Genomic DNA, 13,546 nt, shown 5'->3' on the forward strand with positions numbered 1-13,546 from the left:
GGCGCACCCCGCGGGCGCGGCGCGGACCCCGCCGGAGGGGCCCGGCGGGCGGTGCGGCGGGGTCGCGCGCGGCGCGGCTAGGACCGCCCAAAGGGCCGCCCGGTGAGCCGGGTGACCGCCTCCTCGTACTTGGCGCGGGTGGCCTCGACGACCTCGGGCGGCAGCGGCGGGGGCGGGGTGTCGGCCGCGCGGTCCCAGCCGGACTCCGGCGAGGTCAACCAGTCGCGGATGAACTGTTTGTCGAACGATGGCTGGGGGCGGCCGGGCTCCCAGGAGTCGGCCGGCCAGAACCGCGAGGAGTCGGGTGTGAAGACCTCGTCGGCCAGCACCAGGGTGCCGTCGGGGGCCCGCCCGAACTCGAACTTGGTGTCGGCCAGTACGATGCCGCGCTCCTCGGCGAGGGCGCGGCCCCGGGCGTAGACGGCCAGGGTGAGGTCGCGCAGCTCGGCGGCGGGCCCGGCCCCCAGCAGCGCGGCGACGTGCTCGAAGGAGACGTTCTCGTCGTGCTCGCCGACGGCGGCCTTGGTGGCCGGGGTGAAGATCGGGGGGTCCAGCCGGGAGCCGTCGAGCAGGCCCTCGGGCAGCGGCACCCCGCACACCGTGCCGCCGGCGCGGTACTCGGCCAGGCCGGAACCGGCCAGGTACCCGCGCGCCACGCACTCCACGGGGACCATGTCGAGGTTGCGGCAGACCAGGGTGCGCCCGGCCCAGTCGGCGGGCGCGCCCGGCGGCGGGGTGTCGGACAGCACGTGGTGGGGCACGAGGTCGGCCAGCCGCTCGAACCACCACAGCGACAGCCGGGTCAGCAGCCGCCCCTTGCCGGGGATCTCGGTGGGCAGCACCCAGTCGAAGGCCGACACCCGGTCGCTGGCGACCATGACAAGGTCGCCGGAGGGGGTGGTGTAGAGGTCGCGGACCTTGCCGGTGTGCAGGTGGGTCAGCCCCGGCACCTGGACGGGTTCGGGCTTGACGACGAAGCCGCTCATGGGGTTCCTCCTCGGGGCCGGGGCGCCGGGCTCAGCTCAGGTCCTTCAGGCGGTCGAAGACGGTGTCGAGCCGCCGCACGAACCGCTCGGGGCGGCAGACCTCGTCCAGGCGGGCCTCGTCGAGCGTGACGCCGCGCGCGGCGGCCTCGGCCCGCAGGGTGTCGCGGAAGGGCGCCTGGGTGTCCCAGGTGCGCATGGCGGCGGTCTGCACCAGGGCGTAGACGTCCTCGCGCGAGGCGCCGGTCTCGATCAGCTCGGAGACCACGGTGGAGGAGTAGATGAGCCCGTGGGTGGAGTCGAGGTTGGCCCGCATGCGGCCGGTGTCGACGACCAGGCCGGTGACCAGCCTGGTGGTGAGGTTCAGCAGGTAGTCGGTGGCGATCGCGGCGTCGGGCAGCGAGATGCGCTCGGTGGAGGAGTGGGAGATGTCGCGCTCGTGCCAGAGCGGGATGCCCTCCATGACCGGGACGATCTGCGCGCGGACGTTGCGCGCCATGCCGCAGATGCGCTCGGACATGATGGGGTTCTTCTTGTGGGGCATGGCGCTGGAGCCCTTCTGGCCCTTGCCGAACGGCTCCCACAGTTCGCGGACCTCGGTGCGCTGGCCGTGGCGGACCTCAAGGGCCACCGCCTCGCACACCGTGGCCATGATCGCCAGGCACGACACCCACTCGGAGATGCCGTCGCGCAGCACCACCTGGGTGGAGACGTCGGCCGGGCGCAGGCCCAGGTGCTCGGCGACGTAGGACTCCACGGCGGGGTCGATGTTGGAGTAGGTGCCCACCGGGCCCGAGATGGCCATGACGCCCACCGCCTCGCGCGCGCGGCGCAGGCGGTCGCGCGAGCGGGCCATGCCGAACGCGAAGTCGGCCACCCGGTGGCCCCAGACGTCGGGTTCGCCGTGGATGCCGTGCGTGCGGCCCACCCGCAGGGTGTGGCGGTGCTCCAGGGCGTGGTCGCGCAGCGCGGCGACCAGGGTGTCGGCCTTGGCCAGGAGGATGTCGGTGGCCTCGACCAGCTGGGCGGCCAGCGCGGTGTCCAGGAGGTCGGAGGAGGTCATGCCGAAGTGCACCCAGGCCGCGGCGTCGCGGGGTTCGGTGTTGTCGGCCCAGGCGGTGAGGAACGCGATGACGTCGTGCTGGGTGACGGCCTCGATCTCGGCCACCCGCTCGGGCGTGGGCGGCGGCGCGGCGCGCACGGGTTCGACCACGTCGGCGGGCACGGTGCCGGCCGCGGCGTGGGCCTCAAGCACCAGGGTCTCGACCCGGCACCACAGCTCGTACTTATGGGCGTCGGAGAAGACGCGCCCCATCTCGGGAAGGGTATAGCGCTCGATCACGCGCCCATTTTCGCAGGTGCCGAAGCGGAACCGGGCATCCGGAGGAGGACCTGTGGAAAACGGGCCCTCCTCCGGAGGGGTCAGGACGCCTGGGCGGCGGCGCGTTCGGCGATGTCGCGGCGGTAGAAGGAGCCGCGCAGCTCGATGCGGGAGGCGGCCGCGTAGGCGCGCTCGCGCGCCTGGGCGAGGGTGTCGCCGGTGCCCACCACGTCGAGCACGCGGCCACCGTTGGCCTTGAGGTCGCGGGCGCCGCTCCAGGCGGTGCCCGCGTGCAGCACGTAGGCGCCCTCGACCGCCGAGGCGGCGTCGAGCCCGGTGATCAGGTCGCCCTTGACGGGGTCGCCGGGGTAGTTCTCGGCGGCGACCACCACCGTGACCGCGGCGCCGCTCCGCCAGTCCAGGCGGGTGTCGGAGGGCAGGCCGCCGGTGTCGGTGGCCTGCAGCAGCGCGCCGATGGGCGTGGCCAGGCGGTCGAGCACCACCTGGCACTCGGGGTCGCCGAAGCGTGCGTTGAACTCCACCACGCGCGGGCCCGCGGAGGTCAGCGCCAGGCCGACGTAGAGCAGCCCCTGGTAGCGGGCGCCGCGCCGGGCCATCTCGGCCAGGGTGGGCCGCACGACGGTCTCCATGACCTCGTCGACGAGTCCGGGCGGGGCCCAGGGCAGCGGCGCGTAGGCGCCCATGCCGCCGGTGTTGGGGCCCTGGTCGCCGTCGTAGGCGCGCTTGAAGTCCTGCGCGGGCAGCAGCGGAACGGCGTGCACGCCGTCGCTGACGACGAACAGCGAGACCTCGGGGCCGTCCAGGTACTCCTCGACGACCACCCGGCCGCACTCGCGCGCGTGGCGCTCGGCGGCGGCGCGGTCCTCGGTGACCACGACCCCCTTGCCGGCGGCCAGGCCGTCGTCCTTGACCACGTAGGGCGGCCCGAACTCCGCCAGCGCCTCGGCCACCTGGTGGGGCGAGCGGCACAGCCGGGCGCGCGCGGTGGGCACGCCCGCCGCCTGCATGACCTCCTTGGCGAAGCCCTTGGAGCCCTCCAGGCGGGCGGCCTCCTTGTCGGGGCCGAAGACGGGGATGCCGCGCTCGCGCAGGGCGTCGGCGACCCCGGCCACCAGCGGGGCCTCGGGGCCGATGACGACGAGTTCGGCGCCGATGCGGGCCGCCAGCTGGGTGACGGCCAGGCCGTCGACCACGTTGATGACGTGGTTCTCGGCGAGCTCGGAGGTGCCGGGGTTGCCGGGGGCGCAGTGCAGGTCGGTCACGCCGGGGTCGAGGGACAGCGCGCGGACGAGCGCGTGTTCGCGGCCGCCGCCGCCGAGGACCAGGGCTTTCACTTCATGAACCCTTTGCGTGTTGTGGGGAGGGCAGGGACGGGGCGACGTGCTCAGACCAGGGAGCGCAGCTCCAGGGTCTGGTCGCGGCCCGGGCCGACACCGATGGCCGAGATCGGGGCGCCGACCATCTCCTCCAGGGTACGCACGTAGGTCTGGGCGCTCTTGGGAAGCTCCTCGAAGGTCCGGGCGTGGGAGATGTCCTCGTTCCAGCCGTCGAGGTACTCATAGACCGGCACCGCGTGGTGGAAGTCGGTCTGGGTCATGGGGATCTCGTCGTGGCGGGTGCCGTTGACGTCGTAGCCCACGCAGACCGGGATGCGCTCCAGCCCGGAGAGCACGTCGAGCTTGGTGAGGAAGAAGTCGGTGATGCCGTTGATGCGGGTGGCGTAGCGGGCGATGGGGGCGTCGAACCAGCCGCAGCGGCGGTTGCGCCCGGTGGTGACCCCGTACTCGCCGCCCTTCTGGCGCAGCCACTCGCCCCACTCGTCGTGCAGCTCGGTGGGGAAGGGGCCCGAGCCCACGCGGGTGGTGTAGGCCTTGAGGATGCCCACGACCTTGGTGATGCGGGTGGGGCCGATGCCGGCGCCCGCGCACGCCCCGCCGGCGGTGGGCGAGGAGGAGGTCACGAACGGGTAGGTGCCGTGGTCGATGTCGAGCAGGGTGCCCTGGGAGCCTTCGAGGTAGACCGTGCGGCCCTCGTCCAGCGCCCGGTTGAGGATGAGGGAGGTGTCGGCGACGTAGGGCCGCAGCTCCTCGGCGTAGCCGGTGTACTCCTCGAAGACCTGGTCGATCTCCAGCCCGCGGCGGTTGAACACCTTGGTCAGGATCTGGTTCTTGTCGTGCAGCGCGAGTTCGAGCTTCTGCCGCAGGATCTTGGGGTCGAACATGTCCTGCACGCGGATGCCGGTGCGCGAGATCTTGTCGGCGTAGGTGGGGCCGATGCCGCGCCCGGTGGTGCCGATCTGCCGCTTGCCCAGGAACCGCTCGGTGACCTTGTCCAGGGCCCGGTGGTAGGGCATGATCAGGTGGGCGTTGGCCGAGACCAGCAGCCGCTCGGTGTTCACACCGCGCTCGCGCAGGCCGCGCAGCTCCTCGAACAGCACACCGGGGTCGATCACCACCCCGTTGGCGATCACCGGCACCACGTCGGGCGAGAGGATCCCGGAGGGCAGCAGGTGCAGGGCGTACTTCTGGTCGCCGATGACCACGGTGTGCCCGGCGTTGTTGCCGCCCTGGTAGCGCACCACGTAGTCGACGCGGTTGCCCACCAGGTCGGTGGCCTTCCCCTTGCCCTCGTCCCCCCACTGGGCTCCAACGAGCGTGATCGCCGGCATCCGGGTCTACCTCTGCATTCTTCCGATCGGACCGTGGATGTTCGCGCGGTGCACCGCACAACGGCACGGTGGCCGACGTGGACGGCACCGTGCACGACACAGTGAAAAGCCCCCGGCGCAAGAAAGCGACAGGGGCCCTTGCGCATTGAGCGTACACGACCGCTGCTCGGGCGTTAAGCGAGGAATGTTGGGGTCGCGGCGCTGAGCTGCGGCGGGACCGGGCGCCGGCGGCGCGGCCCGCGGCGGGCGGTCAGGAGGCCAGGGTGCGCGCCGCGGTCTCGCTGCTGTCGCGCAGGAACGTGGCGCAGCGCTCGGCCTCGTCGGACTCCCCGATCGCACCGGCGGCCGCGCCCAGCATGTGCAGCGACCGCAGGAAGCCCTGGTTGGGCTCGTGCTCCCAGGGGACGGGCCCGTGGCCCTTCCACCCGGCGCGGCGCAGCTGGTCCAGGCCGCGGTGGTAGCCGGTGCGGGCGTAGGCGTAGGCGGCGACGGGCTCGCCGGCGGCGAAGGCGCGCTCGGCCAGGGCCGCCCAGGCGGCGGAGGAGGCGGGGAACCGCGCGGCGACCTCGGCGGGGTCGGTGCCGGCGGCCAGCAGCTCGCGGGCCTCGGGAAGGTCGGGCAGGTGCGTGGCGGGAGGTTCGCCCAGCAGGTTGTTGTGCAGGTCCATGCCCCCATCCTGCCAGCGGCCGGGGACCACCGGGGGGCGGCATGCGCGGTGGGGCGTGCCCGGCCACCACGTCCGCCCAAGGAAGTGAGGCGGCCGGGCACGCGCGGCCCCTGGTCCGTGGGGAACCAGGGACCGGTCTGGACGGGCGCTACTTCATCTTGTTGCCCGCGGACTTGAGGTGCTGCGCGGCCTCGACGACGCGCGCGGCCATGCCGGCCTCGGCGGCCTTGCCGTAGGCGCGGGGGTCGTAGGCCTTCTTGTTGCCGACCTCGCCGTCGACCTTGAGGACGCCGTCGTAGTTCTTCAGCATGTGGTCGGCGATGGGCCGGGTGAAGGCGTACTGGGTGTCGGTGTCGATGTTCATCTTCACGACGCCGTACTCGATGGCGGCGTGGATCTCCTCCATGGTGGAGCCCGAGCCGCCGTGGAAGACGAAGTCGAAGGGCTTGGCCTTGCCGTACTTGGCGCTGACCGCCTCCTGGGCCTCCTTGAGGACCTCGGGGCGCAGCTTGACGTGGCCGGGCTTGTAGACGCCGTGCACGTTGCCGAAGGTCAGGGCGGTCATGTAGTAGCCCTTGTCGCCCAGGCCCAGGACCTCGGCGGTGCGCAGGGCGTCGCCGGGGGTGGTGTAGAGCTTCTCGTTGATCTCGCCGACGATGCCGTCCTCCTCGCCGCCGACGACACCGACCTCGATCTCCAGGATGGTGCGGGCGTCGTTGGAGGCGGCCAGCAGCTCCTCGGCGATCTGGAGGTTCTCCTCCAGTTCGACGGCCGAGCCGTCCCACATGTGCGACTGGAACAGCGGCTGCTCGCCGCGCGCCACGCGCTCGGCCGAGGCGCGCAGCAGCGGGCGGACGAAGCCGTCGAGCTTGTCCTTGGGGCAGTGGTCGGTGTGCAGCGCGACGTTGACCGGGTACTTGTCGGCGACGATGCGCGCGAACTCGGCGAACGCGGTGGCGCCGGTGACCATGTCCTTGACGGTCGCGCCGGACAGGAACTCCGCGCCGCCGGTGGACACCTGGATGATGCCGTCGCTCTCGGCCTCAGCGAAGCCCCGCAGCGCGGCGTGCAGGGTCTGGCTGGAGGTCACGTTGATGGCGGGGTAGGCGAAGCCCTGGGACTTCGCGCGGCCCAGCATCTCCGTGTAGACCTCTGGGGTGGCGATAGGCATGGTGTTGACTCCCTGGTTGGCCTGGAGTGTCGTACGAGGCGGTTCCGCCGGCCCCGCGGTCCCGCGTGCTGTTCCGGCAGTGCCCTTGTGCGTGAGCAAGTATCGCGAAGTCGGCAGCCGAACGAAAGGTCTAGACCAGGACGGCCGCGCGCGGCGCCGCCCCCGTCCCGTTGGTCACGGTGCGTGTGCGGCCACTACTTTACGCGGTCTACCCCCTGGTTTCCGCCCGCCCGGCCGGGTTCGGACAGGTCTGTGTGTTCCCACCGTCGATTGTCCCCGGTGATACACGCTACATTCAGCACCGTGGGACGACATCGCAATGATCCGCGCGGGATCGGCCAGATGCTGGCCATCGCCGGCGCGATCGTGCTCTTCATCACCCTGGTCATCCTGGGCGGCTACTTCCTCTACCGGTCGCTTCCCGCCGGCAACCCCGACTCCGCCGTGCCCGAGAGCGCCGACACCGCCGCCGCCCAGGCCGGCGAGGTGACCACCGGCACCCTCTACATCGAGGTGGTGGGGGAGTCCAGCGACGTGCTCGTCCGGGTGCCCGGCGGCGACGTGCTCACCGACGCCGCCATGGGCCGGGGCGAATACGTCACCTTCGACGAGTCCCGGCCGCTCAGCGTGACGATCGGCGACCCCTCGGCGGTGGAGCTGTACGTTCACGGCGAGCCGCGCGACATCTCGGGCGAGGAGCCCGGCCACACCTTCACGGTCGAGCCCTGACCGCCGCCCGGCCTTCCGGGGCCGTGTCCCACCCCCGTGCGGCCGGCCGCCTCGGTGCCCCCCGCCGGCCCGCGCGCGCCCGGCGGCGCCCGGCGCGGTCAGACCGCGAGGTCGCCGGCCTCGAAGACCGCGCGGTAGGCCAGCCCGGCCTCGGCGACGCGCTCGCGCGCGCCCCGGTCCACGATGACCGCGACCCCCACGACCTCGGCGCCGGCCTCGCGCAGGGCGTCGACGGCGGTGAGGACCGAACCGCCGGTCGTGGAGGTGTCCTCGACCGCCAGCACCCGCCGCCCGGCGACGTCGGGGCCCTCGATGCGCCGCTGCAGGCCATGGGCCTTGCCCTCCTTGCGCACCACGAAGGCGTCGAGCGCCCGGCCCTGCGCGGCCGCCGCGTGCAGCATGGCCGTGGCGACGGGGTCGGCGCCGAGGGTCAGCCCGCCCACGGCGTCGTAGCCGAGGTCGGCGGTGGCCTCCAGCAGCACCCGCCCCACCAGCGGCGCGCTGGCGCCGTCCAGCGTTATGCGGCGGAGGTCGACGTAGTAGTCGGCCTCGCGGCCCGACGACAGGGTGACGCGGCCCCGCACGACGGCCTTATCGTTGATGTGCTGCAGCAGAACTTCGCGGTCGCTCATGGTCTACGAGCCTAGAACGTGCCGGTGAGTCGCCGTGCGCGCCGTCCACAGGCGACCGCTGGAAGCCCCGTCCGGTAGAGAGGCAGTGAGGCGGCCATGACCCAGACGCCCGGCGGCGCCCCCGGCGCACCCGCCCACGTCCGCGTCGAGACCACCACCGACACCGCCGAGTCGGCGGCCGCACTCGCCCGCTCCGCGGTCGAGCGCGGCCTGGCCGCCTGCGCCCAGGTCGAGGCGCCGATCACCAGCCACTACCGGTGGGAGGGCGAAATCCGCGCCGACACCGAGTGGCGCGTCTCCTTCAAGACCGCCCGCGACCGCCTCGGCGACCTCGTGGACCACCTCACCGCCGCGCACCCCTACGACGTGCCCGAGGTGATCGCCGTGCCCATCGAGGGCGGCAGCGCCGAGTACCTGGCCTGGCTCGTGTCCGAGACCCGGCGCTGACGCGTGGCCGAACACCCCGGACACCCCCGTCCTTCCGGTCCTCCCGTGCCCCCGCCGCCCCCCGCCCCGGCCGGACCCGCCCTGGTGCTGGTGCCCGGTCCGCTGGAGACGCCGCCGTGGTGGGCCGCGCTGCCCGGGGAGCTGCGCCGCCTGGGCGCCGCCGCCGCGGCCGTCGAGGTCCCCGGCGACCCCGCGCCGCCCTATGCCGCCCGCCACGTCGCCGGCGCCGCGCTGGCGATCGCGCGGCTGGCCCCTCCCGCGCCGCTGCTGCTGGTGGCCCACGGCGCCGCCGGCCCGCTGCTGCCGCGCATCGGCGCCGCCCAGCGCGCCGCCCACCGCCCCGTCGCCGGGTACCTGCTGGTCGACTCCCTGCTGCCGCAGCCCGGCACGCCCACCCGCGCCGACCTGCGCCGCGCCCAGCTCGGCACCGGAACCGCCGGCACCCCCGACACCCCCGTCAGCGGCGCCGTGCCGGTCCCCGACGGGTTCGACACCGAGCCGCTGCCCATGGCCGCCGACTGGCCCGACGCGCCCTGCGGCTACCTGCTGAGCGACCCCCGCCTCGCGCCGTGCGCCCGGCTGGCCGCCCTGCGCGGCTGGCCGGTCCTCGACCGCGCCGACGCGCCCGCCCCCACCGCGGCCGACCTGCTCGACCTGGCCGCCCGGCTGTAGCGCAAGCCCCGAACCCGCCAGAGGGGCCCCGCGCCGCCCGGCGCCCGCGCGTGCCCGGCCGGAACGGCGGAGGCGCGCCCGCCTCCCCTTGCGGACGCGCCTCCCGGAAGCGCCTCGCGGCGCTCCCCGTGGTTACCGGCCGGCGCGAGCGGCCGCCCCTCGGGGCCAGAAGACCGCCGCCGGGCCGGTAACGGCCGGCCGGCCGCGCTCGCCCCCTCCGCGAGTCGCGCCGTCCGGCGGCCGTCGGCACCGGGCCCACGCCCCCTCTGCGGGGCCGCGCAGCGCCGACGGCGTCTGAGTCGACCGGTGTCAGGGCCTCCCGTCTTCGGAGGCGGCGATGGTGTCGAGCAGGTCGACGGCCTCGGCGTGGGTGGGCGGCAGCGGCACCGACCACACCTCGGTGCCGTCGCCGCCGGCCCCCACGCGGGCGCGCAGCAGCCGCAGCCGCTCCGCGGTGCGTCCCGAGGCCGCCGCCACCACCGCCACGCGGTAGCGGCTCAGCAGCGACACCGTCTCCCCGGCCGCGAAGAACCGCCCCAGTTCGTGGCCGAGCACGATGAGCCGGGCCGTGCGCCGCCAGGGGTCCAGCCAGGCCGGCAGCGCCACGACGACCAGCCCGTGGCCGCAGGCCCCCGACCACGGCAGCCCGCCCCGGTACAGCTCGCCCAGGCGGGTGCGCAGGTAGGCGGCGGTGGACAGGCCGGTCAGCGGGTCCTGGCAGTGGTCGCCGCCCCGGCGGCCCTCGGCCCAGCCCTCGGCCGCCGCCCGGACCAGCGCGAACGGCGGCCCGCCCCGGTAGGCGCCGCCCGCGGTGTCCGGCGCCTCGGCGACCTCGGCGAACAGCGCCGCCAGGTCCTCCAGCGCCGCGCCGACCCCCATGCCCGCCCGCGCCCGGGCCCGCCCCAGCCGCGCGCACGCGTGCGCGAGGGCGGGGGTGTCGCCGGTGGCGCGGCCGCGCAGGTCCTCGACCACCGCCGCGCACACCGCCTCGACGGCCGGGCTCCACCAGTCGTCGTGGGGCTCGCCCCGGTCGCGCCGGCTGCGCCTGCACCACCCCTGCCGGAGCCGGCGCGCGCTGGCGTCCCTCCCGGCCGCCACGGCGGTGCCGGTGTGCTCACTCGTCCCCATGTCACTCCCCTCTGCCGGCGGTGCGCGGTGCGGGTCGAAGCGGGCGCGCCCCGATGTGCTCACCCGAATCACTCGGTTCGGTGGCGGCCATGACGCGAGTGCGGGATATTTTTTTCCGCGGCCTCGCCACGACGGCCGCCCACGCCGCACCACACCGGCGGCCGCACCGCGCACGACGACCCGGTGCGGCGCCGCGCGCGCGTGCCGGACGCACCGGGGGAAGGGCATGGCATGACCGAGCCTTACGGCGATCACGGAGAGCCACTCATCGGCGACGACGAGCTTCTCCTGCGGGTCCGCGAGGGCGACACCGACGCGTTCGAGGCGCTCTACACGCGCCACGCGGCGGCGGCGCGCGGCCTGGCCCGCCAGCTGGTGCGCGGCGACGCCGAGGTCGACGACGTGGTCGCCGAGACCTTCACGCGGGTGCTGTCGGTGGTGCGGCGCGGCGGCGGCCCGCGCGACGGCTTCCGCCCCTACCTGCTGACCGCGCTGCGCCACGTCGTCTACGACCGCGCCCGGGGCGAGAAGCGCCAGGTCGTCACCGACGAGATGGAGAGCCTCGACTCCGGCGAGCCGTTCGTGGACCCCGCGGTCGAGGGGCTGGAGCGGTCGCTGATCGCCCGCGCCTACCTCTCGCTGCCCGAACGCTGGCAGGCGGTGCTCTGGTACACCGAGATCGAGGGCGTCAAGCCCGCCGAGGCCGCCCCCAGCCTGGGGCTGAAGCCCAACAGCGTCGCCGCGCTGGCCTACCGCGCGCGCGAGGGCCTGCGCCAGGCCTACCTGCAGATGCACCTGGCGGGGTCGGCGGCGGAGTCCTGCCGGCCCGCCCTGGACCGCCTCGGCGCCTACGTGCGCGGCGCGCTCGCCAAGCGCGACACCGGCCTCGTCGACCGCCACCTGGACGAGTGCGCCGACTGCCGCGAGGTCTGCGCCGAGCTGATGGACGTCAACGTCGGGCTGCGCGGGGTGGTCCTGCCGCTCTTCGCCGGCCCCGCCGCCGCGGGCTACCTCGCGGCGCTGCCGGCCGGTCCGCTGGCCGGCGGCTGGTGGGCGCGCCTGCCCAAGGGCCAGCAGCAGGCCGTGGCGGGCGGCGCGGCCACCGCGGCCGTCGCCGCGGCGGTGGCGGTCGCGCTGGTGGCCAACGAGCAGACCGTGCCGCGCGAGGAGCCGCCCGCCGCCGCGCCGCCCGCCCCGCCCGCGCCGTCGGGCGCGCGGCCCGCGCCGCCCGACGCCCGGCCGCCCGAACCCGCCCCGGGCGCGAAACCGCGCCCGGCGCCGCCGCCCGGGGCGCCCGCGCCGCCCGACGCCCGGCCGCCCGAACCCGCCCCGGGCGCGAAACCGCGCCCGGCCGACCCCGCGGCGCCCGCCGCGCCCGGTCCCGCGGCCCCCGAGCCGCCCGCGGGGCGGCCGGCCGCCGCCCCGGCGTTCACCGCCGCCATCGACCCCGTCGGCGCGCTCGTGCCGGGCCGGGCCGGGATCGTGGTGCTGAGCGTGCGCAACACCGGCGGCGCAACCGACGACGACGTCACCGCCGACATCACCCTCCCGGCGGGGGTCACCGTCAGCGAGTCCGCCCGCGCGGGCAACGCCGTGCCCTTCGCCGAGGGCTCCGGCGACTGGAGCTGCGCGGCCACCGCCGAGGGCGGCCGCTGCACCACTCCGGGGATCGCCTCCGGCGCGGCCAGCACCCAGTACATCGACGTCGACGTCTCCCCCGAGGCCGGCTCCGGGGGCGCGCTGCGGGTGTCGGTGCGCTCCGGCGGCGTCCGCGCCACCGCCACCGGCAGCCGCGGCGTCGACCCCGACGGCACCGCCGCCCGCTACGCCACCGCAGGCCGGGTGCGCGCCGAGACCGTCGGCGGCGCGCTGCAGACCTGCGCCCCGCCCGAGCCGCACGGCCACTGGTGGCCCTGGCACCCGGAGCCCGGGTGGCCGTTCCACCCCGACGAACTCCAGGAGCCCGCGACCGCGCCTCCCGACGGCTCGCCGGAGCCCCCGCGGCCGGAGTCCCCGGCGCCGCCCCCGGCCGAGGCCGACGACCGCCGCCCGCCGTGGCCCAGCGCCCCGCCGCCGCCGACCTCACCCCAGCCCAGCCGGCCCCCGGCGCCCAAGCCGCCGACCGCCTCCCCGGCGGCCCCGCCGCGCCCGCAGGAGCCGGCACCGCCGGTCCCCTCCAGTCCGGCGCCGCCCTCGGCCCCGGCGAGCCCTTCGGCGCCGCCCTCAGCCGAGGCCCCCGGCACCGGCGAGCCCCGCGGCCACCACCCGCCCTCGTGCGCCGAGGCGCGCGACCCCTCGGGCGTGCGGCCGGACAACGACTTCTGGCGCATGCGCCGCCTGGACCTCGACGACGATCCGGCCACCCGGTCCTCCAGTTCGGCGCACTGGGAGCTGCCGCCGGGGGGCGAGGTCCGGTGGGCCGGGCTGTACTTCTCGGCCGCCGGCGGCGCACCCGACCACGCCGCGGCGGCCCTGCGCGGCCCCGGCGCCGGCTCCTACACCACGGTCACCGCCGAATCCGTGCGCTCCGCCGACCTGCCCGGATACCCCGTCTACCAGGCGTTCGCCGAGGTCACCGACCTCGTGCGCGCGCACGGCGGCGGGCGCTGGTGGGTGGCCGACATCCCGCAGCGCACCGGCGTGGGCACCTACGCCGGCTGGAGCCTGGTGGTGGTCGTGGAGGACCCGGCGGCGCCCGTCAACCAGGCGATGGTGCTCGACTCCGCCCGCCCGGTCTTCCACGACCCCCAGGGCGCCCGCGTGCCGCTGGCCGGGCTGCTGCCCTCGGCCGTGCCGGCCACGGTCGACGTCGTGGCGTGGGAGGGCGACGCCGGCCTGGGCGGCGACCGCGTGCTGCTGAACGGCCGCCCCCTGGCGCCGAGCGGCGGCACGGCCGGCAACGCCTTCACCGGCACCGCCCGGGGCGCCCGCGGCAACCCCCACGGGTTCGGCGCCGACGTCCGGCGCTTCTCCGCGGTGCTGCCGCGCGAGCCCGAGCTCCGGCTGGTGTCGGCCCAGGACGCCTACCTCGCGGGCGCGGTGGCGGTCACCGCGCCGCTGCGCACGTGAGGGTCTACCGGGCCGCCGCACCGGTCCGGCCCGATCCG

12 protein-coding genes are annotated in these 13,546 nt (G+C 75.7%); 4 read left to right on the top strand and 8 right to left on the bottom strand.

What is annotated here, in order from left to right; all coding sequences use genetic code 11:
* Positions 1 to 77: 77 nt before the first annotated feature.
* The 6 genes from HNR12_RS17490 to fbaA form a co-directional block, all read right to left on the bottom strand.
* Positions 78 to 986 carry a phosphoribosylaminoimidazolesuccinocarboxamide synthase gene (locus HNR12_RS17490; RefSeq protein WP_179768613.1) on the bottom strand — a complete coding sequence of 303 codons (909 nt, stop codon included), beginning with the start codon at positions 984 to 986 and terminating at the stop codon, positions 78 to 80.
* Positions 987 to 1,017: 31 nt separating this feature from the next.
* Positions 1,018 to 2,325, bottom strand: a complete 1,308-nt coding sequence (gene purB, locus HNR12_RS17495; RefSeq protein WP_179768615.1) for an adenylosuccinate lyase — start codon at positions 2,323 to 2,325, stop codon at positions 1,018 to 1,020.
* A gap of 80 nt (positions 2,326 to 2,405) precedes the next feature.
* Entirely contained in the window at positions 2,406 to 3,659 is a 1,254-nt protein-coding gene (gene purD / locus HNR12_RS17500; protein WP_179768617.1) for a phosphoribosylamine--glycine ligase, read from the bottom strand.
* 50 nt (positions 3,660 to 3,709) lie between these two features.
* Entirely contained in the window at positions 3,710 to 4,993 is a 1,284-nt protein-coding gene (locus HNR12_RS17505; protein WP_179768619.1) for an adenylosuccinate synthase, read from the bottom strand.
* A 250-nt stretch (positions 4,994 to 5,243) separates the two neighbouring features.
* Complete coding sequence (locus HNR12_RS17510; protein ID WP_179768621.1) at positions 5,244 to 5,660, bottom strand: DUF3151 domain-containing protein; 417 nt, start codon at positions 5,658 to 5,660, stop codon at positions 5,244 to 5,246.
* Between the two features lie 148 nt (positions 5,661 to 5,808).
* Positions 5,809 to 6,831, bottom strand: a complete 1,023-nt coding sequence (gene fbaA / locus HNR12_RS17515; RefSeq protein ID WP_179768623.1) for a class II fructose-bisphosphate aldolase — start codon at positions 6,829 to 6,831, stop codon at positions 5,809 to 5,811.
* A 303-nt stretch (positions 6,832 to 7,134) separates the two neighbouring features.
* Here fbaA and HNR12_RS17520 point away from each other — a divergent pair, with 303 nt between their 5' ends.
* Positions 7,135 to 7,560, top strand: a complete 426-nt coding sequence (locus tag HNR12_RS17520; RefSeq protein WP_372451085.1) for a RodZ domain-containing protein — start codon at positions 7,135 to 7,137, stop codon at positions 7,558 to 7,560.
* Between the two features lie 98 nt (positions 7,561 to 7,658).
* Here HNR12_RS17520 and pyrE read toward each other — a convergent pair whose 3' ends face one another.
* Positions 7,659 to 8,192 (bottom strand): orotate phosphoribosyltransferase, encoded by a 534-nt coding sequence (gene pyrE, locus HNR12_RS17525; RefSeq protein ID WP_179768625.1) that lies wholly within the window; start codon positions 8,190 to 8,192, stop codon positions 7,659 to 7,661.
* A gap of 96 nt (positions 8,193 to 8,288) precedes the next feature.
* Between pyrE and cutA the strand changes: the two genes are divergently transcribed.
* Together cutA and HNR12_RS17535 are read left to right on the top strand one after the other, a co-directional pair.
* Positions 8,289 to 8,639: a divalent-cation tolerance protein CutA gene (cutA, locus tag HNR12_RS17530; RefSeq protein WP_179768627.1), complete on the top strand. Its 351-nt coding sequence runs from the start codon at positions 8,289 to 8,291 to the stop codon at positions 8,637 to 8,639.
* Between the two features lie 45 nt (positions 8,640 to 8,684).
* Positions 8,685 to 9,311, top strand: a complete 627-nt coding sequence (locus HNR12_RS17535) for a hypothetical protein (protein ID WP_179768628.1) — start codon at positions 8,685 to 8,687, stop codon at positions 9,309 to 9,311.
* 309 nt (positions 9,312 to 9,620) lie between these two features.
* Here HNR12_RS17535 and HNR12_RS17540 read toward each other — a convergent pair whose 3' ends face one another.
* Entirely contained in the window at positions 9,621 to 10,439 is an 819-nt protein-coding gene (locus tag HNR12_RS17540; protein ID WP_179768630.1) for a hypothetical protein, read from the bottom strand.
* A gap of 231 nt (positions 10,440 to 10,670) precedes the next feature.
* Between HNR12_RS17540 and HNR12_RS29205 the strand changes: the two genes are divergently transcribed.
* Entirely contained in the window at positions 10,671 to 13,508 is a 2,838-nt protein-coding gene (locus HNR12_RS29205) for a sigma-70 family RNA polymerase sigma factor (protein ID WP_179768632.1), read from the top strand.
* Positions 13,509 to 13,546 lie beyond the last annotated feature (38 nt).

This window comes from Streptomonospora nanhaiensis (assembly GCF_013410565.1).
Lineage (GTDB): Bacteria > Actinomycetota > Actinomycetes > Streptosporangiales > Streptosporangiaceae > Streptomonospora > Streptomonospora nanhaiensis.